Source organism: Nitrosarchaeum koreense MY1, from assembly GCF_000220175.1.
Classification (GTDB): Archaea; Thermoproteota; Nitrososphaeria; order Nitrososphaerales; family Nitrosopumilaceae; genus Nitrosarchaeum; species Nitrosarchaeum koreense.
Genome location: NZ_AFPU01000001.1, coordinates 547,391 through 570,378, shown reverse-complemented (window position 1 = coordinate 570,378; position 22,988 = coordinate 547,391). Strand labels below are relative to the sequence as shown.

At 34.1% G+C, this 22,988-nt stretch carries 27 protein-coding genes; 12 read left to right on the top strand and 15 right to left on the bottom strand.

The genetic code is table 11. The annotated features are described in order from the left end of the window. Positions 1 to 11: 11 nt before the first annotated feature. A complete protein-coding gene (locus MY1_RS03265; RefSeq protein WP_048109599.1) occupies positions 12 to 428 on the top strand; it encodes a DoxX family protein in 417 nt (138 codons plus the stop codon). Here MY1_RS03265 and MY1_RS03260 read toward each other — a convergent pair. Genes MY1_RS03260 through MY1_RS03250 form a run of 3 tightly spaced genes read right to left on the bottom strand, consistent with a single transcriptional unit; the run spans position 425 to position 3,555 of the window. Next, positions 425 to 1,774: a M20/M25/M40 family metallo-hydrolase gene (locus tag MY1_RS03260; RefSeq protein ID WP_048109596.1), complete on the bottom strand. Its 1,350-nt coding sequence runs from the start codon at positions 1,772 to 1,774 to the stop codon at positions 425 to 427. The genes MY1_RS03265 and MY1_RS03260 overlap by 4 nt on opposite strands. A 5-nt stretch (positions 1,775 to 1,779) precedes the next feature. Further along, positions 1,780 to 2,643, bottom strand: a complete 864-nt coding sequence (locus MY1_RS03255) for an NAD(P)H-hydrate dehydratase (RefSeq protein WP_007550216.1) — start codon at positions 2,641 to 2,643, stop codon at positions 1,780 to 1,782. Positions 2,644 to 2,700: 57 nt separating this feature from the next. After that, a complete protein-coding gene (locus MY1_RS03250; RefSeq protein WP_007550215.1) occupies positions 2,701 to 3,555 on the bottom strand; it encodes a tRNA (adenine-N1)-methyltransferase in 855 nt (284 codons plus the stop codon). Between the two features lie 105 nt (positions 3,556 to 3,660). Between MY1_RS03250 and MY1_RS03245 the strand changes: the two genes are divergently transcribed. Both MY1_RS03245 and MY1_RS09815 read left to right on the top strand, forming a co-directional pair. Next, on the top strand, positions 3,661 to 4,797 hold the full coding sequence (locus MY1_RS03245; RefSeq protein ID WP_007550214.1) for a hypothetical protein: 1,137 nt from the start codon (positions 3,661 to 3,663) through the stop codon (positions 4,795 to 4,797). A 68-nt stretch (positions 4,798 to 4,865) separates the two neighbouring features. Continuing rightward, the gene (locus MY1_RS09815; RefSeq protein ID WP_007550213.1) at positions 4,866 to 5,003 is read left to right on the top strand and encodes a hypothetical protein; all 138 of its coding nucleotides are present in this window, start codon (positions 4,866 to 4,868) and stop codon (positions 5,001 to 5,003) included. A 24-nt stretch (positions 5,004 to 5,027) separates the two neighbouring features. Here MY1_RS09815 and MY1_RS03240 read toward each other — a convergent pair whose 3' ends face one another. The 3 genes from MY1_RS03240 to MY1_RS03230 all read right to left on the bottom strand — a co-directional run bounded on the left by MY1_RS03240 (position 5,028) and on the right by MY1_RS03230 (position 8,100). Then, positions 5,028 to 6,914, bottom strand: a complete 1,887-nt coding sequence (locus MY1_RS03240; RefSeq protein WP_007550212.1) for an arginine--tRNA ligase — start codon at positions 6,912 to 6,914, stop codon at positions 5,028 to 5,030. Between the two features lie 2 nt (positions 6,915 to 6,916). Beyond that, the gene (locus tag MY1_RS03235; protein WP_007550211.1) at positions 6,917 to 7,612 is read right to left on the bottom strand and encodes a phosphoglycolate phosphatase; all 696 of its coding nucleotides are present in this window, start codon (positions 7,610 to 7,612) and stop codon (positions 6,917 to 6,919) included. 62 nt (positions 7,613 to 7,674) lie between these two features. Continuing rightward, positions 7,675 to 8,100: a hypothetical protein gene (locus MY1_RS03230; RefSeq protein WP_007550209.1), complete on the bottom strand. Its 426-nt coding sequence runs from the start codon at positions 8,098 to 8,100 to the stop codon at positions 7,675 to 7,677. A 131-nt stretch (positions 8,101 to 8,231) separates the two neighbouring features. Here MY1_RS03230 and MY1_RS03225 point away from each other — a divergent pair, with 131 nt between their 5' ends. Beyond that, a complete protein-coding gene (locus tag MY1_RS03225) occupies positions 8,232 to 9,092 on the top strand; it encodes a prohibitin family protein (protein ID WP_007550207.1) in 861 nt (286 codons plus the stop codon). Positions 9,093 to 9,104: 12 nt separating this feature from the next. Here the strand turns inward: MY1_RS03225 and MY1_RS03220 are convergent, their stop codons facing one another. Next, positions 9,105 to 9,398 (bottom strand): hypothetical protein, encoded by a 294-nt coding sequence (locus tag MY1_RS03220; RefSeq protein WP_048109593.1) that lies wholly within the window; start codon positions 9,396 to 9,398, stop codon positions 9,105 to 9,107. Between the two features lie 86 nt (positions 9,399 to 9,484). On the opposite strand from MY1_RS03220, the gene MY1_RS09810 reads away from it, so the two are divergent. Next, a complete protein-coding gene (locus MY1_RS09810) occupies positions 9,485 to 9,640 on the top strand; it encodes a hypothetical protein (protein WP_007550204.1) in 156 nt (51 codons plus the stop codon). Between the two features lie 57 nt (positions 9,641 to 9,697). On the opposite strand, the gene MY1_RS09665 is transcribed toward MY1_RS09810, so the two are convergent. Next, a complete protein-coding gene (locus MY1_RS09665) occupies positions 9,698 to 9,835 on the bottom strand; it encodes a hypothetical protein (protein WP_007550203.1) in 138 nt (45 codons plus the stop codon). A gap of 277 nt (positions 9,836 to 10,112) precedes the next feature. On the opposite strand from MY1_RS09665, the gene MY1_RS03215 reads away from it, so the two are divergent. The 4 genes from MY1_RS03215 to MY1_RS03200 all read left to right on the top strand — a co-directional run bounded on the left by MY1_RS03215 (position 10,113) and on the right by MY1_RS03200 (position 12,282). Then, the gene (locus tag MY1_RS03215; RefSeq protein WP_007550202.1) at positions 10,113 to 10,340 is read left to right on the top strand and encodes a hypothetical protein; all 228 of its coding nucleotides are present in this window, start codon (positions 10,113 to 10,115) and stop codon (positions 10,338 to 10,340) included. 2 nt (positions 10,341 to 10,342) lie between these two features. Further along, positions 10,343 to 11,452, top strand: coding sequence for an OBG GTPase family GTP-binding protein (locus tag MY1_RS03210; protein ID WP_007550201.1), 1,110 nt, complete (start codon positions 10,343 to 10,345; stop codon positions 11,450 to 11,452). A gap of 307 nt (positions 11,453 to 11,759) precedes the next feature. Beyond that, the gene (locus MY1_RS03205) at positions 11,760 to 11,951 is read left to right on the top strand and encodes a hypothetical protein (RefSeq protein WP_007550200.1); all 192 of its coding nucleotides are present in this window, start codon (positions 11,760 to 11,762) and stop codon (positions 11,949 to 11,951) included. A 124-nt stretch (positions 11,952 to 12,075) separates the two neighbouring features. After that, positions 12,076 to 12,282: a hypothetical protein gene (locus MY1_RS03200; RefSeq protein ID WP_048109591.1), complete on the top strand. Its 207-nt coding sequence runs from the start codon at positions 12,076 to 12,078 to the stop codon at positions 12,280 to 12,282. Between the two features lie 193 nt (positions 12,283 to 12,475). Here MY1_RS03200 and MY1_RS03195 read toward each other — a convergent pair whose 3' ends face one another. The 5 genes from MY1_RS03195 to MY1_RS03175 form a co-directional block, all read right to left on the bottom strand. Beyond that, a complete protein-coding gene (locus MY1_RS03195) occupies positions 12,476 to 13,219 on the bottom strand; it encodes a hypothetical protein (RefSeq protein ID WP_131255118.1) in 744 nt (247 codons plus the stop codon). A gap of 249 nt (positions 13,220 to 13,468) precedes the next feature. Beyond that, the gene (locus MY1_RS03190) at positions 13,469 to 14,212 is read right to left on the bottom strand and encodes a hypothetical protein (protein WP_048109587.1); all 744 of its coding nucleotides are present in this window, start codon (positions 14,210 to 14,212) and stop codon (positions 13,469 to 13,471) included. 11 nt (positions 14,213 to 14,223) lie between these two features. Beyond that, positions 14,224 to 15,072, bottom strand: a complete 849-nt coding sequence (locus MY1_RS03185) for a hypothetical protein (protein WP_007550196.1) — start codon at positions 15,070 to 15,072, stop codon at positions 14,224 to 14,226. A 172-nt stretch (positions 15,073 to 15,244) separates the two neighbouring features. Further along, on the bottom strand, positions 15,245 to 15,529 hold the full coding sequence (locus tag MY1_RS03180) for a hypothetical protein (protein WP_007550195.1): 285 nt from the start codon (positions 15,527 to 15,529) through the stop codon (positions 15,245 to 15,247). Positions 15,530 to 15,551: 22 nt separating this feature from the next. Then, the gene (locus MY1_RS03175) at positions 15,552 to 17,159 is read right to left on the bottom strand and encodes a collagen-like domain-containing protein (protein WP_007550193.1); all 1,608 of its coding nucleotides are present in this window, start codon (positions 17,157 to 17,159) and stop codon (positions 15,552 to 15,554) included. 173 nt (positions 17,160 to 17,332) lie between these two features. Between MY1_RS03175 and MY1_RS03170 the strand changes: the two genes are divergently transcribed. Next, the gene (locus MY1_RS03170) at positions 17,333 to 18,451 is read left to right on the top strand and encodes a tetratricopeptide repeat protein (RefSeq protein WP_007550191.1); all 1,119 of its coding nucleotides are present in this window, start codon (positions 17,333 to 17,335) and stop codon (positions 18,449 to 18,451) included. Here the strand turns inward: MY1_RS03170 and MY1_RS03165 are convergent, their stop codons facing one another. Together MY1_RS03165 and MY1_RS03160 are read right to left on the bottom strand one after the other, a co-directional pair. Continuing rightward, positions 18,452 to 19,255, bottom strand: a complete 804-nt coding sequence (locus tag MY1_RS03165) for a sulfurtransferase (RefSeq protein ID WP_007550190.1) — start codon at positions 19,253 to 19,255, stop codon at positions 18,452 to 18,454. Next, complete coding sequence (locus MY1_RS03160; protein WP_007550189.1) at positions 19,252 to 21,060, bottom strand: nitrite/sulfite reductase; 1,809 nt, start codon at positions 21,058 to 21,060, stop codon at positions 19,252 to 19,254. The genes MY1_RS03165 and MY1_RS03160 overlap by 4 nt, the downstream gene beginning before the upstream one ends. A gap of 183 nt (positions 21,061 to 21,243) precedes the next feature. Here MY1_RS03160 and MY1_RS03155 point away from each other — a divergent pair, with 183 nt between their 5' ends. Both MY1_RS03155 and MY1_RS03150 read left to right on the top strand, forming a co-directional pair. After that, entirely contained in the window at positions 21,244 to 22,062 is an 819-nt protein-coding gene (locus MY1_RS03155; protein WP_007550188.1) for a sulfide-dependent adenosine diphosphate thiazole synthase, read from the top strand. A gap of 23 nt (positions 22,063 to 22,085) precedes the next feature. Beyond that, entirely contained in the window at positions 22,086 to 22,871 is a 786-nt protein-coding gene (locus MY1_RS03150; RefSeq protein WP_007550187.1) for a DUF6775 family putative metallopeptidase, read from the top strand. The last annotated feature ends 117 nt before the right edge of the window (positions 22,872 to 22,988 follow it).

Genomic DNA, 22,988 nt, shown 5'->3' with positions numbered 1-22,988 from the left:
AGAATTTCGTGTTGACTGAATCTAGTATTCACAATACAAAGCTAAATGAGATTACAAATTGGGGGATTAGAACCGCAATAGGAGTAGTTTTCATCGTACAAGGATCTGGAAAATTTAATCCCGGATTTGCAGGAATGCTTGGCAATCTTGGCATACCGGCAGAGATGCAGATCCCAATTGCACTTGCAGAATTAATTTCAGGAATATTACTAATCATAGGATTATTTACTAGACTTTCTGCATCAATGATTGCAATAATTATGCTTGGAGCAATATTTGTAGTAAAAGAAGCTTCCAACCTTACAGGAAATGGAGGATACGCAATTGATCTTGTCATATTAGGAGGGGCATTACTAATAATCACAGCAGGTCCGGGAAGAATATCACTGGCACATGTTATCAAAAAATTACCTAGATGCTTACACTAGTCTTTTCCAAATTTTTCCATAATAAGATAAATGCATTTTGTAGTTTTTTTCAATAAATCGATTCTAGTAAATTCATTTGGAGAGTGGATACGAGCAAACATGTAGGTACTGCCAATAGAAATGCATGGCGCATGTAATACATTTACAAAAGAATGCATGGGACCAGTGCCAGCATTTGAAACATTAATGATTGATTTTCCAAAAGATTGATCAGCTGCTTCTTTTACTTTAGTTACAAACGGATCAGTGGGATTTGTTCGGGCAGCAGCTTCACCGTGATAAATTTTGACAGATATATCTCCAAATCCTTTTGATTTCAAGTGTGTTTTTAGTCTAAGAATTTGTTTTTTTGGATCCATTTTAGGAACCAGTCTAAAATCAATTTTCACTAAAGCAGTACCAGGAAGAACTGTTTTTGCACCATCTCCCGTATATCCTGAAACAAATCCAGCGATATTGCAAGTAGCGCCACCAACAAGGGCTTTTTTTGCATTCAATCCCTTTAGATTTCCTACAAATGATTTCACTCCAAATTCTTTTTTGAAAGACTGTTCATCAAATGGCTCTTTTGATATTATTGCCAAATCTTGTTTAGATAGAGGGGTTGTTTCTTTATACCAGTCTTTAATGAGAATTTTTCCATCAGAATCTCTTAATGTTTGAACAGCCTCAATTAATCGCCATGCGGGATTTTTTATCAATACTGCCAAACTGGAATGGGCATCACGAATTGATTCTTTTACAGACAATTCAACGTACAGTAATCCTTTCATCCCAAGACCGATAATTGGTCTATTTTGTGAATCAACATAACCAAATTCCCAGATTACACCATCACATGAAAATTTCTTTTGGTATTTTTTTAGATAATCATCAATGTGTGCACTTCCTGTTTCTTCCTCACCTTCGATTACAAATTTAATATTGCATGGAACATCACCAGTAGTTTTTAGAGATGCTTCAACTGCCTTTATTCTAGTGATTAATTCGCCTTTATCATCAGAGGAACCCCTTCCAAAAATTTTGTTTCCTTTTATTTTTCCACTAAATGGAGGATCATCCCACAAATCAAATGGCTCTACTGGTTGAACATCATAATGATTGTAAAACATCAAAGTCTTGTTTGGATTTTTCTTTGATTTTACTTCACCATATACCAATGGTGCCACATTTTTCAGTCTCAAGATTTCAGATTTGATTCCAGATTTTTCTAGTATTTTTTTGACTAATTGTGCGCATTCTTCAATTCCCTCATTTTTTGCAGAAACACTTGGTTGCTGAATTAGTGTTTGTAATTCAGAGACTAATCGTGGCATATGGCTATCAATGTGCTTTAAGGCATTCATTTTACTCACACAATTCTATCAAAGGGTTTCATGGCATTTGCAAGCTCATCTAATAGATCCATAGAGGTCATATGCAATCCAAATTTCTTTTGAGTTGCTTTGCCTGCCAATCCATTGATAAAAGTTGCAGCAACTGCAGACTCTAATGCATTACGATTCTTTGAGAGCATTCCAGCCACTAATCCAGACAAGACATCTCCAGTTCCACCTACAGTCATTCCAGGAGTTTTTTTCTCATTGAGATATGTTGTAGTACCATCAGAAATTATATCAGTTGCACCTTTAAGCAACACAACAATTCCATTATCCTTAGCATTTTTTTCAACTAGATTGATTCTTTCCTTTTTAGAATCAGGTGGAGCAATCCCAAATAATCGCTTAAATTCACCAGCATGCGGAGTTACTACAACATTTTTGTCAGATAATAGTGGCAATACTTCAGGAACAAGTGCACTTGCATCCAATGAAAGTCGAACATCTCTATCTAAAAGAGACTTTATCAAAAGCAACAAAGACCCACGTTCTTGAACTGCTAGTCCCATTCCAATTGTTGCAGAATCTAATTTGTGAGGTAATGCACCAAGAAGTTTGTTAACAGCTCCTCGAGTTAATTTTTGATCAACTAGAGGAATTACAATCAGATTTGGGGATATTGCTCTAGTAGGAGTTACATTTACTTTTGGAACTGATGTATATACTAGATCAACGCCACATCGTAATGCTGCAATTGATGACAGAATTGGTGCGCCATGATAGATGTAGCTGCCTCCAATAACTAGAACAGTTCCATTATCACCTTTACGAGATTTTGCTTTTCTTGCAGGGATGAATTTTTTAACTTGAGTAGCAGTAATTAATTTTCTAACCAATACCAAGTATTCTAAAGATAGAGGAATAAATCTTGTTTTAATCTAAAAATATGCAAATTAAGTTGATTCAGCATCAGATTCAGCGTAAGATATAGTCTCAGATTCAACAAAATCAGATTTTTTCTTTGACTCTCTACCAAAAAATGCCTTTCGGGCATAACATAGGTACGTTGTATGACCAATACCTTGAAATGAATGTCTAGTCTTTCCTTCACGTGCTTCAATTGTTCTTATGATGTGTTCGGTGGATTCAATGTCAGTAAATTCATTTTCAACTAGAGCGATAGTTAATTTTTCAAGTTGATTCATGGTAGGACAAATTGCAAAGATAGCGCCACTTCCTTTAAGCATTTTACGAACTTGTGGTAGAACAGTCCAAGGATCCCCAAGATCAATTAAAGCCACATCAGCTTCTTCGACAGGAAGTTTCTTTGAAGTTTTCAAATCAAGTTTTTGCTGAGTGACATACTTTGACATTCCTGCTTTTTTGATGTTTTTTTCAGCTATTTTCATAAAATTATCATCAACGTCAAAAGTATAGACATGCCCCCTAGGTTTTACAACACTTGCAATAAAGGAAGTAAGGGAACCGCTGCCAGTACCAATCTCTAGAATTTTTTGACCACTACCAATGCCAGCTCTTGCAATAATGTAGCCAATGTCTTTAGGATATACTATTTGTGTGCCATGTTGAATTTTCATGACATAGTCATACATTGTGGGTTCAATTAGATAGACGTACTTGTCTTTGTTGGTGACTAGTCTAGAGCCATACTCTTTTCCAATAGCATCAGCATGTTTTATCACACCTATATGAGTATGAAGTGAGTCTTTTTTGGAGATTTTAACAAGCCATTTTTTTGAGTGGTTAAAGTAAAACAACACGTAAGAATTTTGCTTAATTTTTGCCATATAGTTTTCCTGAAAATTTTAGATAAGAATCTACTGCTTGAACTAAAAGTAAAACACAGTATCTAATGGGATAATCATTAAAAAGAGGTAAAGCATAGGAATAGAATGAAAAAAGCTATCATAGTTTTTTTATCAATGATGTTAATTTCATTTTCATATTCTTTGAATAATGATGTTTATGCATTAGATCTAAAACAAGAAAAACAAAACATTGTAGAGAGTTTAGAAGATTTAAAAAATAACCATGCCATTTCTAAAAAATCTAAAAAACATATCGACGATGCAATTGAAAAAATAAACGAGAGTCTTGATGAAAAATATTGGAAAAACGGTTCAGAATTAAATATCAAAGAAGGAGAAAAAGTTCTAAATGTAGATAAAAATTCAATTAACAAACTAGATAGCATTTTAGAAGATAAAAAAGAATCATCCATCATTAAAAATGAAATTTTTATGATCAACCTAAAAATTGCAGAAATCGATAGGGCACTAGTAGATAATGCGATTATCAGCATTCAAGAAATAATTATGAGTGAAAAGGGATTAAAAAAACTAGATAAAGCAATACAAAATTTTGAGGAAGGAGATGAACTTTTGGATAATAACGATTATGACAAAGCAATGAAAAAATTTCTAAAGTCATGGGATCTAATTAAACAGTCACTAAAAGATCCTAATGTAAAAAAAATGAAAATGATAGAATTTGAAGGAACTGGGGATTTTAACTTTGATGGCGTTCCAGACGTATATTTGAAATTAATTGATGTAGATAAAGCAAACAAACCAAAACAGGTTAAGATCAAAATCACTGGGGAATGTGTTAATGGAGTAATCCATGATGATGCATCAATGAAGATAGGATTTTCAACTCAGGAAAATCTATCAATAGTATTTTTTGATGAAGAGTTTACAACTACCAATAAATGGTTCAAAAAATATGATCCAGACAAGAAAATCAATCCAGTTGTAATTACTACAGTAGCAGAATATTTTTCATTTCCAAGTAGTGGAGATGACTTGATTCAAATGAATTCTGGAAATGAATTTGGTTCTTTTGAATTTACGAATCAGCCAATAGGTGAGATCGGAGAACAGACAGGCTGGACTGGCGAATTTGCATTTAATGGCGAACCTGGAGATTACTCCTTGAGATTCTTTTTACCTCTTACCGAACCAACAAATGAAGGGGACAGTTGTAATTTTGTAAGCTCGTTTTCAATTCCTACCACAATTAATCCATGATCAGAATCAAAATATCTGCTAAAAACATCATCAGTATTCAATAAATACAGCAATTTTGTGAATTCAGCATGGCAAATATGAAATGCGTATCATGTGGGATAGGATTTTTCTCACCAACAGGTTCAGACAAATGTTCCAGATGTGCAGGACAAGCATCTGAAGGACATGGAGGTCATGATTCTTGTGGCTGTGGACATAGCCACTAAATCATTTTTTTATTAAATTTTTAATCACATTTTTTCAGGTGCTGTAATGCCAAGTAATTCAAGGGCTTTTTCCAAAGTTATCTTAAATGAATTTACAAGACACAATCTAGAGTTTTCTAGTTTCTCATCACCTAATTCAAGCACTTTAACATGCTCATAAAAGGAATTAAACGCCACTGCCAAATTGTGACAGTATCTTGCAATAACTTTCGGAGACAGATTTTTTGCAGCATCTAAAACATAGATTTCAAACAAACCGATTATTTTGATCAAAGATAATTCAGAAGCATCGTTTAACAAAGAAAAGTCAACATCAATAGAGGGATTCCTAGCAGATTTTTCAATTATCCTTGATGCTCTTGCGTGAGTATATTGGATGTATGGAGCTGTGTCACCTTCTAAGCTTAATGATTTTGTCAGATCAAATGTAATCATTTTATCAAGATCCTGTTTAATCATCTCATAACGTAATGTTCCAACAGAAACATAATGAGCAATTTGTTCAATTTCAGAGTCAGACATTTCAGGATGTCTTTTTTTGGTTTCCTCAATTGTTTTGTTTTTTAACAAGTCATAAACAGAATCAGCATCAACATAGAGACCTTTTCGTCCAGACATTTGAGCTTGTTTGCCATCTGTATCTAATCCAAGAGTTTGCGCAGTATCAGAACTAAGAGTTACAGATTCGTAACCAAGATGAACGTATGCATCGTTAGTAGATTTGAATTTTGACATTAGTCCAGTAATAATTTTTTGAAGTCTGGCTTGCCTTGAATCAATTACTGTGATTACCTTATTACCAGTAAAGTTTTGTTTTGGCTCATTAGTTGCTGTTAAGGTTGTTTGCCAAAGTATTTTATTTCCAGGTTGAGTTTTTTCATATTTCTTGTATGAAAATGGGTCTTCTATCAACCCCAATTTCCATGCAGCATATGGAATGTCTTTTGCAATGTAAGTTGCAGTGCCATTACTTCTAACGATTACTTTATCTTCCTCGTTATTTTCACCACGAATAATCCAGCAGCCAGCATTCTTACCATCATTTTCAAATTCTACCAAATTCATTTCTTTGAGTTTTTCAAATATTTTACTCCATAATCCGGAACGAATTATCTGAGATTCAAAATTAAGACAGTCGTAATAAACTCCTAAATTCCAGCAGGTTTCAAGCTGATTTTCTAAAACACGTCTTGTTATGGTATCAGCAAATTTAGCAGTTTCAGATGCACCATCCTCTAGTTCTTTGAGAGTGTTTTTTCGAATCTCTTCAAAATTAGGATCTTGCTCATATTTTTCAGTGGTTTTAACATAAACATCATCGCCGCAATAATGATCAAACTTTTTTCCAGTTGGAGATTGTTGAGCAAATCCAAGATGCTTAAAACCTACAATAATATCAGCTACTTGCAAGCCAGAATCATCAACGTAGTTTAGAACATTAACTTTGTAATTTGATTTTTTTAAAATTCTGGCAACGGTATCGCCAAGAACAATATTACGAATATGACCAATATGCAGGGCCTTATTTGGATTAACACTAGTATGTTCTACAACAATTTCAGAATTATGACCTAAATCTATAAAGCCAAATTCATTCAAATTAGATTCTGATAAAATTAATTGATTTAGTTTTTCCCAGTCAGCAAAAAAGTTGAGATATCCAGTTTGATGTGGTTCAACTTTTAATACAAGTATGTTTTGAGATTGCCGATATTTTTCAGACATTAGATTTGCAATCTCTTTTGGGCTTTTCTTTAGAGATTTGGCAAGTAAAAAGGAGATATTTGAGCTCGCATCTCCAAAGCCTGGTTTTGCAGGTTCTACAGTAAATGAGATATCATATATCGACATATCTTCTAATATTTTATGAAGATTATTTTCAATTTCATCAATTAATGATTTGAAGGACAATACTATACCTCAGATAATTTGGGTGCTAATTTATCTAATGCTTCTATAACTCCGTCTCCAGATTTAGCGTTTGTAGTCATTGTTGCCTGAGATTTTACATATTCTGATGAATTTCCCAAGGCTATGCTTGTTTTTGCTGTTTTGAATAAAGGGATGTCAGTAGCACTATCACCTATAGCTATTACATCATCACGAGAAACTGATAATCGTTTCATAACATTTTGAAATCCAGTTCCCTTGTCAATTCCCAGTGAATTAATATGAAATGCGTATTGACTATCAGATAGCAAAACGTCTAATTTTTTTTCCAATACCACTTGTTTTGCTAGTTCCAAATCAAATGTTCTCTCCAATACAACTTCAGTCATTCTCGGAAATACCGGTTTTTCTGAAACGTTGGCAATTTCTTTTTGAATAATGTTAAGGGCGTGTTGACATTGTTGCATGTTCCCAAGTAAAATATGATCATTTGTATCAACTGTGATACATCCACCGTTTTCACCTACAGCAATTTTTGTAGTACCACCAAAGACAGACAGCAAGTATGCTTCTACAGAAGATCTTCCAGTAACAAAGATCACATTATGACCGATATTTGTCAAATGTCTTAAAGCGGCAAGAGCATCTAAATTAATTCGTCCAACACCATTTTCAGTGATTGTGCCATCAATGTCCACTGCAAATGTTTTAGTTTTCATATAAGTGGTTTTTAGAACCGAATAATATTTGCTATGATTCTATTTACTAGTTCAAAATGTAATCAAGAATAGAATTTTTTTATTCCTTTTTCAGTAGGGTGCAACTCAATTTTTTGACCAAATAACCCTTGTTTTTGATCAACTTGCATCAATCCATTTTTTTCCAGATCTTCTAAAACAGAATTCAGGGTATCGGTATCAATTCCCAATATTTTTTGAAGAGAATCAAAATTATTTGTACCGCGAGTAAGTTGACCCAATACCAACATCTCCGTAGTCTTTGGTTTAGAGTCAATTTTAGAAGGTATTTCAGATTTTTTTGAATGGGATTCAGAAACAATATCATTTGAGACATGATATTGAGAATCATATTGTTGAGGCATATCACCAGATTGTTTTTTCCATTTTTTTATCAGACGTGGGATAATTCTAGCCAGAGGGATCAAGAAAAATATCAGATAAATCCAGATAAATCCATCTTCGGCCATACTATACGATGTATTTTGTAACTATTTCATCATTGCCTTTTTATCAAAATAATAAAAATAAAAATTCAAAATAAGATTTAAAAAAAATCGAATTAACATGGTATATGTATAGTGAAATGTAATAGAAAGGGTTGTCAAAATATCAGCAACCAAAAATGAATGTAAATTTTGGAAAAGTAAAATTAGCAATTTTAGGCATTATCGTACTTGTCATTATTGCAGCCATATCTGCTGCATCAGTACAAATTGTAGAGTCAGGAAATAGAGGAGTTTTACTACATTGGAGTGCAGTAGATACATCTGTTCCACCATTACAAGAAGGACTTCATTTTGTAGTTCCATTTCAAGATAAAGTGGTAAACATGGAAGTTAGAACACTCAAGTTTGTAAAAGCCACATCTGGCGCTTCAAGAGATCTTCAAACAGTGTCAACTGAGGTCACTGTCAATTACAGAGCAGCTCCAAACTCTGTAAATGTATTGTATCAGGAAGTCGGATTGGACTATGAAGGAAGAATCATTCAACCAGCAGTAGAAGAAGTAGTAAAACAAATTACTGCAAAGTATAATGCAGAAGAATTAATTACAAAAAGACCTCTTGTTAAAGCAGATATAGAAACAGAGATAACAGCTCGTCTAACTCCATACAACATATTGACGGATGCCATATCCATCACAGATTTTCAATTTTCACCGTTATTTTCACAGGCTATCGAATCCAAAGTAGAAGCTGAGCAAAAAGCCCTAAAAGCAGAAAATGACCTTAGAAGAATAGAAGTAGAAGCAAGACAACAGGAACAACAAGCAAAAGGAATAGCAGCAGCAAACGTGGCTGAAGCAGCAGGAGAGGCTGAAGCAATTAAAATAATCAATGAAGCATTAGCTCAGAATCCAAATTATCTAGAATGGCTCAAAGTTCAAGCATGGGATGGTAAGCTACCACTTGTAGTAGGAGAAGGCGGAACACCATTTATCCAAATTCCAACCAGATAATCACAAATAATTTTATTTCTCTAATTTATCTCTTATAGAATCATACATTGCTAGAAACTGCTCAGGTTCTTTTTGCCTATACTGTTTAGCTAGTTGAGATATTTTTTTTTCAGAAATTGATTCTCCTTTGTTATCATAGAATTCTTTTATTATTTGATATTGGGTTTTTTTGATACTATATTTTTTTAAAGTTGAATTAACAGAGCGATTACACCATAAATCAAAGATCACTAAGCGATATGCCAAGTAACCAATAATTCCAACAACTGCAGATATCATTAATGGAATTAGTATTACAGCTAGCACAAAATAGATACATTTCCTTGTTATTTATTGTTAGTTTCCAATATGAAATTTGAATAGTTAATAGCAACTTTAGAGATAATTAATCAATGATTCACAAGATACAATATTTTGAAGCAGGAAACTTAGCTCAAGGAGTATTCCTTCAAGACGTAGTTAATGAATTTCTAGCTGAAAAAGGTGAAAACATAATATCAGTTCATCCAGTAATGAAAGATACGTTATTAGTTCACTATAAAGAATAATTGATTTTTTTACAATTATTTTTCATATTTTAGAATTGCAAAGTCTAGAAATTTCAATTATTGGCGTTCTCGAATTTTTTGTTCTAAAATATCGATCAACTCATTAACCATAAAATCCCCATCGCGGACATGGCTAATTCCAGTGATTGTCTTCATTCTAGTCATTGTTTCTGCAGTAATTTGTAGTTGAGGCATGATTTACTTAGAATGTATTGTTATTTAAAGCAAAGAATCACGATTTAAGGAAATTTTAGAGGGTAAAAAATCAAGATGCAACACATTTACAATCACACTTGAACATTCCAGCTTTTTCCATGCATTGATCATGATGTTCATGATAACATTTATCGCAAGTAACCAAGTCGCATCTTTACGATTATCAGGGATAAATACCGACGTAATTGATTAAAAACAGGATTTTCAAATACAATTTAAGAATCACAATATAATATAATGAAAATAAGTAAGAAAGATGGCAAAAAAAGGAGTGATTGAAGAGATTTTTAGCAAGGCAAGATTTGCAGACGATGCAAAAAAGTACACAATACTTTACAGAGATTTTAAAAAAATTAAAGAAACCACTTTGCCTGAATTTATTAAAGAATCAAATAATTTTCAAACCATTCCAATCACAAGAATAGAGATAATAAAGAAAAATCATAGGATTTTATTTGAAAAGAACAGACAAAGGAGTGATTAGATTTGGGAATTCCTGAAAAAATTAAAGCCATTCAAGATGAAATGGCAAAAACTCAGATCAACAAAGCTACCAATCACCATATCGGGATACTAAAAGCAAAAATTGCAAAGCTAAAACGAGAGCAAGAAGATAGAGAAATTCAAAAAAGCGGTGTAAAAACAGATGGGTTTGATGTAAGGAGGTCAGGAGATGCAACAGTTGTGTTTATTGGATTACCAAGTGTTGGAAAATCTACATTACTAAATAAATTAACAGATGCTAAATCAACAGTTGGAGCTTACCAATTTACAACTTTAACGGTGGTTCCTGGAATGATGAATTATAGAGGAGCAAAGATTCAGGTTCTAGATTTACCAGGAATCATCAAAGGCGCATCAAGTGGGAAAGGGTTAGGTAAAAGAATATTGTCAGTTGCAAGGACTGCAGATTTAGTTTTACTCATGTTAGATGTGTTTCAGCCTTTTCACGAAGATGTATTGGTTAACGAATTAGGAAGCATAGGAATTAGATTAAATCGGTTGCCACCAAATATTACAATTGAAAAATCCCCGATGGGTGGAATTGCAGTTGCACAACAGGTAAAATTAACAAAAATTTCAGAACAGCATCTTAAAGATATTTTACACATTTATGGAATAGTTAGTGCAAGAGTAGTCATTAGAGAAGACATCACATCAGAGCAGCTTGCAGATCACATAGCAGGAAACATCAGCTATTCAAAATCACTTACAATTTTAAATAAAATAGATCTTGTCGATCGAGAATTTTTAGAAGATCTGAAAACAAAAATAAAATCAGAAGTCATAGAAGTGTCTGCCAATTCAGATATCAATATCGAATTGCTAAAAGAGAAAATCTATGACAAACTCAATTTCATAAGAATATACATGAGACCCAAGGGGGGTGAAACAGATTTTAAAGAACCACTAATTGCAAGAGAGGGGGACACAGTTGAAGATATTTGTAATAAATTACATCGAAGTATGAAAAGACAATTCAGATATGGATTAATTTGGGGGAAAAGCGTAAAATTTGGCGGACAAAGAGTAGGGTTAGATCACATTGTGCAAGATGAAGATGTATTAACAATAATTAAAACACGTGGAGCATGAATTAATTTTTAATAATAAAATAGATCAACAAATAAAATAAAAAAGATAATCTTGCATCGTTAAAAAAAATAAAATCAAAGATATTTTTATTTGAAACTATAACAATTATGCGTAAAATACAATACAAATGTAACAATAATTGAGAAAAAGTTACATTGTAAATGAAATTTAAAAAATAATTTGATTTTGAAAAATTTTTCCGATCAAAAATAATTTTTAAAATAAAATTTCGTTGACAAATAGTAATCAATTTGTGTAATTTTATTTAGTCATACTATAGAAAAACTATGAAAATGCCGAATTATTAATGGCTACAAAAAGAAAAGCTGCCTCTAAACGTAGATCTGTAAAAAAATCTGCAGGAAAGAAAGCAGCTCCAAAAAGACGAGCAGCTCCAAAAAGACGAGCAGCTCCAAAAAGAAAAGCCGCAGCAAAAAAAGCAGCTCCAAAAAGACGAGCAGCTCCAAAAAGAAAAGCCGCAGCAAAAAAACGACGATAAAACGTCCAAAACATTAACAATCGTCATAGGATGACGATTCGTTTTCCTTTTTCTAATTTCTAATAACAAACCTACAATTATCAGAAAAATCCATAAGAAATTCTAAAAATACGTCAATAAGATCGTGCCAAATTGGTCTCAAAAAATGAAGAAAAGAACAGTATTAGTTAAATCATCATTTAGTAATTATCTAAAAGGGATTAATTTGGATGATGCCAAACAGAACTATAAAGAAGAGATGCAAGAAGTATTGTTAGAATTAAAAATCAAAACATCCATGCTTCTTAAAAAACTTAGAAAAGAGAATAAAAAGCCCAAAGTTGAATTCTAAGAAAACATTTGTTATCAAGTAAAAATAATTAACACAACAGGATTTTTGTGTAAAACTGAACTTAGGAATAAATATCATTATCTAAAAACATCTGCGAGTTACTGCTATTGAAGATAGCAACAAATGAAAAAGTCAAGAGAGGGTTGAAACGAACTCTAGAATTAACCACAAATTCTGTTGACCAACAGATGTTCTACGTGGCATTAGATCCTCCTTTTGGAGGTGTTTGTCCTGCAACATAGAACTTGATTGTTTTTTGTACTGAGCCAATATCCCCATCAGCTGAAATCTCTATGGTATACCATCCACTTGGCCAGAGATTTGCAGGAACGTGTATCTTTCCTTCATAGAGTCCATATTTTGTAATTCCTGTTTGGTTGTTGAGAATCTTACCTTCTGGACTTTTTGTTATAGCTGTAATTTTTATTCCATCGATTTTTCCAAAAAAGTTTTGGAAATCATTTCCGGAATATTGCAATTTATCAAATGCCTTAATATCAAAATCAAAATCTTGAGCATTGAATGTGGTAAGTGAGCTTTGTACAAGTATGTGAAGATTGTTTGTTTTCTGTGCTGTTGGTTCTTGAATTATTTCTGCTGTTGAAAATTTGGCATTATCGTTTATCTTTATCAGGTTATTATCGGTAAATATCAGAGTATGAAAATTAAACGAAGAGTCTTTGTTTATTCCATAAATTATTATATTATCTTCAAATGATTTTATGACAAAACTGCTTCCTAGTATTCTAAAGACAGGGTTTTTGACTAGAATAGAATCTGAATTTAATTTTAATTCTACTTTTTCAATAAAGGGTATGATATTTCCTTTGTAATCTATCACATTTGTTCCAAATTTGAGAGTAACTGAATCGGATTCCAGAATTTTTCCTTGAAAAGTAGTAGCATATGCGGGAAATGTCGATATGGTTATTGACAAAAGCATCACCATAATGAACAATCCAATATTCATATAATTTCTAAAGTTTTAATGAACTTATTAAGTTAAATATTTAGACGATTCAGATCATCATTTGGCATAACGCAGAAATAATTAACAAGGCGCGCGATGATTTCTAAGAAAATATGTGTTATCAGATAAAAACGATTAACATAACATGGATTAATTCATAATAAAAACGAATTATTGTAATGTATCAAGTAAAATTATGACAAGTAGAAAATTAGATTAAGAAACTTTGATTATACCTTGTTGTGCTAGAAATTGTATTCCTTTAACAAAATCCGCATCTGTTATTGCTCCATCTGACCACCATTTTGCATTATTTCGAATCCATTGAGGTATCTCTTGAGATACGATAGAAGATTCTGTTGTTTGTTCTATTTTGATTATACCTTGTTGTGCTAGAAATTGTATTCCTTTAACAAAATCCGCATCTGTTATTGCTCCATCTGACCACCATTTTGCATTGTTTCGAATCCAATCAGGAATTTGTGCGCTGTCAGAGATTTTTACTGCTTCAATTTGGGATGTCATCTCAAACTCTAGATTCTTTATAATGCCATACAAATGAATTGTGTGTGTTCCGGGATTAGTAGGTACGAATTTGGCATGATACACACCCAAATTTTCTTTATTCTCTTCTAGTAAAAGAAAGGTTTTTGATCCACCCGTAGATATATTTACTTCAATTTTATCTGCAAGTCCTGAAAGATGCTTTTCAGTTGCTTTGTCTGTAGAATCATCGATCTTATTAAAAAAAACCATGTCGTAGATCAGCTTATCAGATTCTTCTGCAAGTGACACTATGATCTCTATTGCATTATCCATTCCCACCAAAGGGGGTTCGTTTTCCCAACCTGTTTCTATTTTAAAATCCCCTACAACTTTTGCAGAATGGGCAAATGCGGTAGAAAACATTCCAAATACAAAAAACACCACGGTAAAAATAAGAAATAATTTAGAAGTCATATTAAAAAAAATTATTGGGCTGGAATTGCCCAGTGATTTTGAATCAGTACTGAAGCTTGGTATGCATCAACACAAACGGGGCTGTTATCTGATGCACGCAATAAATGTACATCTTTTGCACTACATTTGATGTCTTGATTTACTTTGTCAATTAGAGGATTGGAGATTGTTAATTCTTGTGTGGTTTTCTCAGATGTTTTTTCAGACATAGATTTCACAGAATTTACCAAAACAGGTGTAGGTTCATTTGAGACTATGTCTAGTACATTATGAAAATAGTTCACATTATCATTTCTCTTTTGATCCCAGATCTTTGTGACAATTGTGTTTGCGTCAAATTGTTGTACAGGTATAAAATTGAACTTCACACCAATAATTGGACTATTGTCAAGAACTTGAACACTGACATCTTTGACTAGTTTTTGTTTGTCAAAAACGGTTGTGGTAGTTTTTCCATCAAATGTCTTACTCCATTCAATAGTGACTGGATAATGTGGAACCATTACTCCAGACAAGAATTTCTCTTCATGACCTAGATTCAGCTCAACATGTTTTAGTTCATCATACCCGCGATTATCATATATTTTCAGTGTGATTTCTACAGGTTCCCCAATTTGAAGAATTTGAGAATCAAGATCTTGTTGGAACATGTCTACATCAAATGTTTGACCATTGATAGTGATGCCTCCAGAGACTTGTCTTTTCCCACTTGCATCAACGCCCAATGTAGGTGGATTACAGTCTGAACATCCACCGCCACCATGATTATGTCCGGCATGAGCATATACTGCAGATGGAGTAAACAAAAGACCAATTGCACATAGAATTGGCAATACCATCAAGATAGTTTTTGTCGTCATTAAGCATGATATTATATTTATCATAAAAAGAAAATTGGTACATTCTATGAATGTACCAGACCAATTCTAAAATCGAATGAATTGGTTGTAACGATTAAAAGGTATCAAAAAACATACCATATGATCTTAAAAGAATTTAAAATAAATAAAACACAATTCTTGTGAATTTTGATTACGAGAACATTTGACTTGGCGGCTGTGAGCTTTTTCCTTTGATATTATTTTTTTGAACTGTAAATGTTTTGTTAGGAGGTGTGATCGAAAGCTTTACTGATGTATTAATTGCATAATGAGGAGTACCATCAGGATTTTTAAAGTTAACAGCGATTCCAACTCTATCTAAATCAACTTTCACTTTCACGATTGTTCCATCTTCTAATTCAAAAGATACAAAATCATTTTCAAGACGTTTGTAATCTAACATCTTAAATTCTATTTTTTCTGGATTTTCACTCATCGGTATTTCACGTTGTTGTTCATTAGTAAAGATAACTCATTAATTTAATTTGGTCCTCAGTACTAATGATATTTTTAGTAGTTAGTATTTCTAAAAGTTCTTTGAACAGAGCCTTTTGTTCAATTGACATTCCACCAGCTGGACCTTTTTCTCCAGGTGGACCTGGTGGACCTCTAGGTCCTGCAGGACCAACTGGACCTTGCTCGCCTATAGGACCGCGTTCTCCTTGTGGACCTAATGGGCCAGTTTGACCTCTTTCGCCTTGTGGACCTTGAATACCTTGTGGACCTTGTGGACCCTCTTCACCAGAAGGTCCAGATGCTCCTCTTTCACCTTGTGGACCTTGTGGACCTTGTGGACCTTTTTCTCCAACAGGACCAGTTGGACCGGTTAATCCTTTATCGCCTTGTAGACCGACTGGACCTTTTTCTCCCTTTTCTCCTTGTGGACCAGGTACACCTGTTAGACCTTTTGCACCTGCAGGGCCTTGTGGACCTTGTGGACCTTTTTCTCCAACAGGACCTTCAGGACCTCGTGGACCTTTTTCTCCAATTAGACCCGGTGGTCCGATTGGACCTTTATCACCAAGTGGTCCAGTTGGACCGGTTAATCCTTTATCGCCAGTTGGACCTTGCATACCAATTGGACCTTTATCGCCAATAGGGCCAGTTGGACCTTTTTCTCCAATTGGTCCAGGAAGACCCTGAATGCCTTTTTCTCCTTGAACACCAGATTGTCCGGTCGGACCTTTATCACCAATAGGACCAGTTGGACCGGTTAATCCTCTTTCGCCTTTGTCACCTTGTGGACCTTTGTCACCTTTATCGCCAGGGATTCCCCGTAATCCAATTGGGCCTTTATCGCCAGTTGGACCAGTTAATCCTTTATCGCCAGGAGGACCAAGTGGACCTCGTATTCCTTCTGGACCTTTGTCACCCATTGGACCAGTTGAACCTTTGTCACCTTTTTCTCCAGGAGGACCAAAAATTCCCTTATCGCCTTTATCTCCTTTATCTCCAGTAATTCCTTTTTCTCCAGGTGGACCTTTGTCACCCATTGGACCTTTGTCACCTTGGGGACCCTTATCACCAGGAAAACCCTGAGGACCTGTTGTACCTTTGTCACCAATAGGACCGGGTGGACCAGTGGGTCCTGTTGGACCTTTGTCACCAATAGGACCGGGTGGACCTGTTGGACCTTTGTCACCCATTGGACCGGGTGCACCATACATAGAATCAGAAGACGACTTTGCAGTACGTTGTGGTTTTGGAGATTCAGGTTCAGATTTAGTTTCACGTTTAGGTTCTGGTTTACTTTCAGGTTTACTTTCGCCAGAACCAAATGACACATCAAATACAGAATGTAATGAAGAAAATAGATCAACTACTACAATCCAAATATTATCAAGATCAGAAACAGATGACGGAATCGGGTTTGTGTCAGAACCAAGTGTTTCTGCAAACATCCCATCCTTTACTCTAAGATGAAAATTTCCTTTCCAGAGTGAAGAAAATTGCTTAGTTCTAATTTTGTCCACAGATGGTTTAGAGTCAGTAATGAAGATCTGCACCTCATAGATACCAGATTGTTTGAATGGGGCTTGACCATGAACCTCCAACCTTGAAGACATAATCGTTTGTGTAAATTCCAAGTATTTCTGTATTTGGTGCAAAATAACCGGTTTTTTTATCACCAGTGAAGTCAATTAGCCTCAAAAAAACATTCATCAAAAATAATTATTCATGTAGAACTAGGCTCAAATAAGGATAGTATTTATCTAGACAAAAGCCCAAAGATGAGCTAGTGAAGAAACTATTTCAAAAAAAGTCAAAGGATAAAGACAATGGGGAAGAAAAAGAACCTAGAACTGAGACTAGCTTAGTAGATCCGGACTATAATCGTAAAAAATTATTCAAAAAAGGCGTAAACCTCATGGCAGACGAAAAGCTTGAGGAGGCAGCAGATATCTTCGAGCAAGCATTACGAATAGAGCCAGACAACATTGAAACATTGATGAAATTAGGATATGCAAGATTTCATTTAGAAGATTATAATGATGCACTAAAGATTTATGATAAAATTTTAGATATAGATGTCACCAATCCAGAGGCCTGGAATTTAAAGGCCTTAGTTCATTATGAACAAAAAAATTATGCTAAAGCACTTGATGCAATTGAAAAAGCAGTAGAGTCAGATCCAACATATGCAATGGCATGGTATAACAAAGCATGTTTTCTGTCACTAGTAAATCAAGTTCCAGAATCACTTGAAGCATTAAAACGCTCAATTGAGATTGATGTAAAAAATGCAAGAAAATCAATTAGAGATAAAGATTTTGCAAATGTCAGAATTGAAGAAGGTTTTAAAAGAATTGTAGAAGTCGTGGTATTAGAATCAATACGACAAGGGTATCACACGATTGGGTCTATTGTATGGACGACGTTTCTAGATAAAGTTGATGCAGAAGATGCATTAAGAAAATTACTAGAGAAGGGATTAATCATCCAAAATGAAAAACGAGACGGTCTAAGTAAAATTCCAATATATGATCTTTCAAGTGAAGTTGCAGAAAGAATGGGAAAAGAAAAGAAAGGATTGTTTGGAATTACGAAAAAGCAATTACCAAAACCTGTTAAGAATCTAAAAGAGATCAGTCAAGCAATACAATCAGTTAGAGAAGCTATAGAAGAAGAAGATATTGAAAAGACGATGGATCTTTTTGAAGTGTTTATTGACCCAACAAAATCAGGAGAGCAAATGATTGAGCAATTCTTTGAAGAACACAGAGAAATCAGATTATGGAAAATTAGATTAAAAGACAGAGGGGTTGATTATCTTATTGAAAATAAAACAAAGATGCTAAACCTTTTTGATAATGTAGAAGTGACAATTACCAAAAAACTTAGAAACGAAATAGCCTAGTCACTCTGCAGATAAATCCCAATAGTGAGCATCTTGTTGTTTTACTATGGGTTTTTCAAGACCTTTCCATTCTTTAAAAGAACGGACATACAATTTGACATTTGGTAGCCCTACAGATTTTAATGCATAATACGCCAAACCAGAAAGAGTTCCCACACTACCACAGTAAGTAATTATTTCAGAATCACCTGAAATTCTACGATTCTCTAAAAGTCGTTTCATATCATCCTTAGGTCGTAAAATTTTATCTTGAGTTGAAAGCGTTCTATATGGAAGATTAATTGCACCTGGAATGTGCTGCTCAAGGTAGTTTAGCCTCTCTCTATTATCAATTAGAATCACACCAGAGTTATCCTTAGATTTTTCCAGATAATCAGAAGTAGCTAAAATTTCAGGTCTTAAATGAATGGAGTGTTCTTTGCTTTGAATATTTGGCACTTGATTATCATTTTCCAAGCCTAAAGATTTCCACGTACTAAAAGTTGTTTCAAGCAAAGATACATCAGAATGACCAAGATATTCCAATGTCCAGGCAACTCTAGATGCAAGTGCACCAAATGTATCATCATAAACAACTACGGGAGTTTCATCGTCTATACCCATTGAATTTACAAGTTTTAAAACACGTTCTGGACTATCATCAGATAATAAATTTGCCAGTGGAAGATTAACCGCAGTTGGAATATGACTTTGTTTGTAATCATCTTCTCTTCGTACATCAATTACTCGAACACTTTTATCCCTAATTTCAGATCTTAATGAATCGACGTTAGTTGTTGTCTTGATTGCTTTTTCTTGGCTCATGCTGCACATTCGCCTTTTCCTGTTTTTGTGTGATAGCTTGAGTCACTTCCAAAGTCATTGTAAAAGTCAGGATCATCTTCTTTAGTTGGTGGGATTGTTAATGGGTCCAAAACTTTTCTCATATCTAAAACAGATTTTATTTCAGAATCTTCTTTTCCGTTTACAATTCTATGAATCCATTCTTTAAGAGTATCATCAGATTTTTTGTTTTGTTTGAATAATTCTATAATTTTTAAAATTACTGGGATGACTCGTTTAGCAGGTATTCTATGACATGTTACTCCAAGCATTGTTTCACCATCAGAACGTCCACCTAATGACATCTGATAATTAGGGAACATTTCTTTTCCGACTCTACCTCCACCTCCAAAGAAACCTATTGTTGCAATTCCATGTTGACCACAAGAGTTTGGACAGCCACTAATCTTTATTGATGAATCACGTAAATCGTCGTCTTGATCTAATTTCAGTTCAAGAAATTTTCTCTGAATCTCCTTTGCCAATCTATGAGAGTTAGTCAAGGCAAGATTACACGAAGTTGTACCGGAGCATCCTATGGGTGCTGCCATAGTCAATGCACCAGATTTTGCCAGTCCTACAGTAAGTAGTTTTGAGTATAACCGTGGCAAATCATCTTCATGAACGTATCGTAAAGCGATGTTTTGAACAAAACCAGCTCTTGCATGCCCTTCAGAGGAAAATTCTCGAATGATTGTTGCAAGTTCAGATAATTGGTTAGATGTGATATCACCAGCCTCTAAAGTGATAAACACAGAGTGATGTGGAGATTGTTTTTGTTTTAGCGTATTTGTCTTTAACCACCTTGTGTAACCATCAAGATTAGGACTTCCGCTTTCATCTGATATTTTGATTGGTCTTTTAATTACTGACGGAGTGTGATCTACTTCAAGATTAGTTACAACTGATTGAGTTGCTCTCACAATAGCTCTTTCTTTAAGAACCAAATTTTGGAATTTATCCCAACCCATATCATTTACAAGATAACGCATTCTATTTCGCGCCATATTTTTTCTGTCGCCAAGTCTGTCAAAAATTCTCAAAACAGCAATCGAAGTATACAAAAGATCTTCTTCTGGGGTAAACTCTTCTAATTGATGACCTACAAATGATCTGTTACCTAATCCACCACCAAGAAAGATTTTAAATCCTTTTTGAATAGAACCGTTCAATTCTCTAGTTTGCGGAATTAATCCAACATCAACCATTCTCACCATGCCGTGTTTTTCACAACATGTAAAATTGAATTTAAACTTCCTTGGGAGATTCTGAGACATTGGATTTCTCAAAAAGAATCTTGCAGTTGCAAGTGCGTATGGTGTTGAATCAAATTCTTCATCGGGGCAAACTCCCGATAATGGACTGCACATTACATTTCGTACAGAATTACCACATGCTTCGCGAGAAGTAAGACCAACTTCGGCCAATCCACGTAAAATTTCTGAAACATCTTCTAGTATTACCCAGTGTAATTGAATATTTTCTCGTGTAGAAAAATGAGCACTACCTATAGAAAACTGTTCACTAAGTTGAGATATTTTTTCAATTTGATTAGGATAGATTTCCCCTGCAGGTAATTTAATTCGGACCATTGCATAGTCATTAGTCATTCTGGTGCCATATGCTCCATGTTGGAGTCTGTATCGTCTAAAACTATCTTCGTCGTATTTACCCTGACGGAATAATTTTACAGTATTTGCAAAATTTTCAGCTTCTTCAATCCTTGCCCAATTGATTTTAGGCTTGGGAGAGTCAGAATACGATTGTTTAAGATCAGTTACTGTCAATACAATAGAAAGTGCTTTGAGTTATGATATAAATTTTTGATATAGGGAAGTTTAGGAGAAAACGGTTCAATACCATACATGAATTTTCCTCATGTTAAAAATTGCCATAGTAATTCAGAATTAGTTTATCCTAATTTTAAAAAAGTGGTAAAGTATTAATTGGTTCTATGAATCTTGATTTTCGTGCAAAAAGCTACTATTGCAGAAAAATCAACAAAAATATTCACAGATGTTAGTGAGGTTGAGATTACTCGAGCAATTGCAAATGAATGGCATTCAGTTCTAATAGATAGGGCACAATCAGATGTAATAATTATCGGTGCAGGTCCTGCAGGATTAACAGCAAGCCGAGATCTTTCAAACATGGGTTTCAAAGTTTTAGTTATTGAACAAAACAATTACCTTGGAGGAGGTTATTGGCTAGGCGGATATATGATGAATCCAGTAACAGTTAGAGAACCAGCTCAAAAAATTTGGGATGAATTAGGAGTTCCATACAAAAAAGTTTCAGAAGGGTTATACTTAACACCAGGACCACATGCAGTTTCTAAATTAATTGCGGCAGCATGCGATGCCGGAGTAAAATTCCTAAACCTTACAAAGTTTGATGATCTTGTTTTAAAGAACGGTAGAGTTTGCGGTATTGTTGTTAATTGGATGCCAGTATCAGCATTACCAAGAAATATCACTTGTGTTGATCCAATTGCATTAGAAGCAAAGATGATTATCGATGCTTCAGGCCATGACTCTGTTGCAGTAAAACGACTAGTTGATAGAGGGCTAGTGGAATGGAAGGGGATGAATCCAATGTATGTAAACGAGGGCGAAGAGCATGTAGTTAACAAAACGGGTGAAGTTTATCCAGGATTAGTAGCTGCAGGAATGTCTGTGACTGAAACACATGGATTAGCAAGAATGGGTCCAACATATGGGTCAATGCTATTTTCAGGAAGAAGAGCTGCTGAGATCACAGCGGAAAAAATTAAAGAGTTAGAAAGATAAACTATTACGAGTTTATTGATTCATTGAAGATTTCAAAAATATTTTTGTATGATGAACCTGCAGTATCTCAAATTCAACTTGATAGATTAGCTGTTTTTTTAAATAAAACGTTTTCAATTCCAGTTGAAATAAGAGACAGCATTCTAAAATTCTCAAAAAAAGATACGGCTGAAAAAATTGCAGCGTGTAGAATTTTTAATCTTAGAAAACCATATGAAAGACACAATCCAAATACAGATGAAATTATTTTTGAAGAAGCAAATTTTGAAAACACTTCAAAAACAGAAAATATTATCATGTATGATGGATTTGAAATACAAAAAGTACTAACAGAATTAATTCCAGAAAATGAACGAAAATTAGAATCATTTCACATATTTTTTACAAATAAATTAACTTGCACCTATGATTATAATGATTACAGATATCATGGCAGGGCATTAATTGGAGCAAACCCTTCAATAGTTTCAACCACCGGAATAATTGAAGCTCCTGCAAAACCAAGAGAGTATTATCTAGAATTAATGTCAAGTTATGCTCAAGGAATAAACGTAGAATCAATAAAACAGAAATACAAAGGAACCTATTTGGAATACAACGATACTCGTTTATCTCGAATCATAGAAGGGTATCTTTTACAGGCAATATTTTATTTGGAAATAGGAGATGCATTTTGCGATAAAATGGAATGTCGACTTTTTAATGCACATTGGCAAAAAGATTTAATGTATTCACAATTAGAAAATAGAAAATTATGTGAAAAACATTTACTGATATTAAATAGATTAAATGAGCATAATAATAAATAATTAAAAATTAAGACAAGGCATTAATAGAAATTATCTATTTTTTCCAAATGCCCCTTGATGATCGGTCAAACAACAAGGACACTGTTTAGAATAACATTCGCTTATAGATTCATGACC

Excerpts from the sequence above, each read along its gene's own strand:
- MY1_RS03230 (WP_007550209.1), bottom strand. The coding sequence starts at position 8,100 with ATGGCCGAAGATGGATTTATCTGGATTTATCTGATATTTTTCTTGATC.
- MY1_RS03235 (WP_007550211.1), bottom strand. The coding sequence starts at position 7,612 with ATGAAAACTAAAACATTTGCAGTGGACATTGATGGCACAATCACTGAA.
- MY1_RS03180 (WP_007550195.1), bottom strand. The coding sequence starts at position 15,529 with ATGAGTGAAAATCCAGAAAAAATAGAATTTAAGATGTTAGATTACAAA.
- MY1_RS03190 (WP_048109587.1), bottom strand. The coding sequence starts at position 14,212 with ATGACTTCTAAATTATTTCTTATTTTTACCGTGGTGTTTTTTGTATTT.
- MY1_RS03165 (WP_007550190.1), bottom strand. The coding sequence starts at position 19,255 with ATGAGCCAAGAAAAAGCAATCAAGACAACAACTAACGTCGATTCATTA.
- MY1_RS03250 (WP_007550215.1), bottom strand. The coding sequence starts at position 3,555 with ATGGCAAAAATTAAGCAAAATTCTTACGTGTTGTTTTACTTTAACCAC.
- MY1_RS03205 (WP_007550200.1), top strand. The coding sequence starts at position 11,760 with ATGGCTACAAAAAGAAAAGCTGCCTCTAAACGTAGATCTGTAAAAAAA.
- MY1_RS03215 (WP_007550202.1), top strand. The coding sequence starts at position 10,113 with ATGGCAAAAAAAGGAGTGATTGAAGAGATTTTTAGCAAGGCAAGATTT.
- MY1_RS09665 (WP_007550203.1), bottom strand. The coding sequence starts at position 9,835 with ATGCCTCAACTACAAATTACTGCAGAAACAATGACTAGAATGAAGACA.
- MY1_RS03175 (WP_007550193.1), bottom strand. The coding sequence starts at position 17,159 with ATGTCTTCAAGGTTGGAGGTTCATGGTCAAGCCCCATTCAAACAATCT.
- MY1_RS03245 (WP_007550214.1), top strand. The coding sequence starts at position 3,661 with ATGAAAAAAGCTATCATAGTTTTTTTATCAATGATGTTAATTTCATTT.
- MY1_RS09815 (WP_007550213.1), top strand. The coding sequence starts at position 4,866 with ATGGCAAATATGAAATGCGTATCATGTGGGATAGGATTTTTCTCACCA.
- MY1_RS03260 (WP_048109596.1), bottom strand. The coding sequence starts at position 1,774 with ATGAATGCCTTAAAGCACATTGATAGCCATATGCCACGATTAGTCTCT.
- MY1_RS03185 (WP_007550196.1), bottom strand. The coding sequence starts at position 15,072 with ATGACGACAAAAACTATCTTGATGGTATTGCCAATTCTATGTGCAATT.
- MY1_RS09810 (WP_007550204.1), top strand. The coding sequence starts at position 9,485 with ATGATTCACAAGATACAATATTTTGAAGCAGGAAACTTAGCTCAAGGA.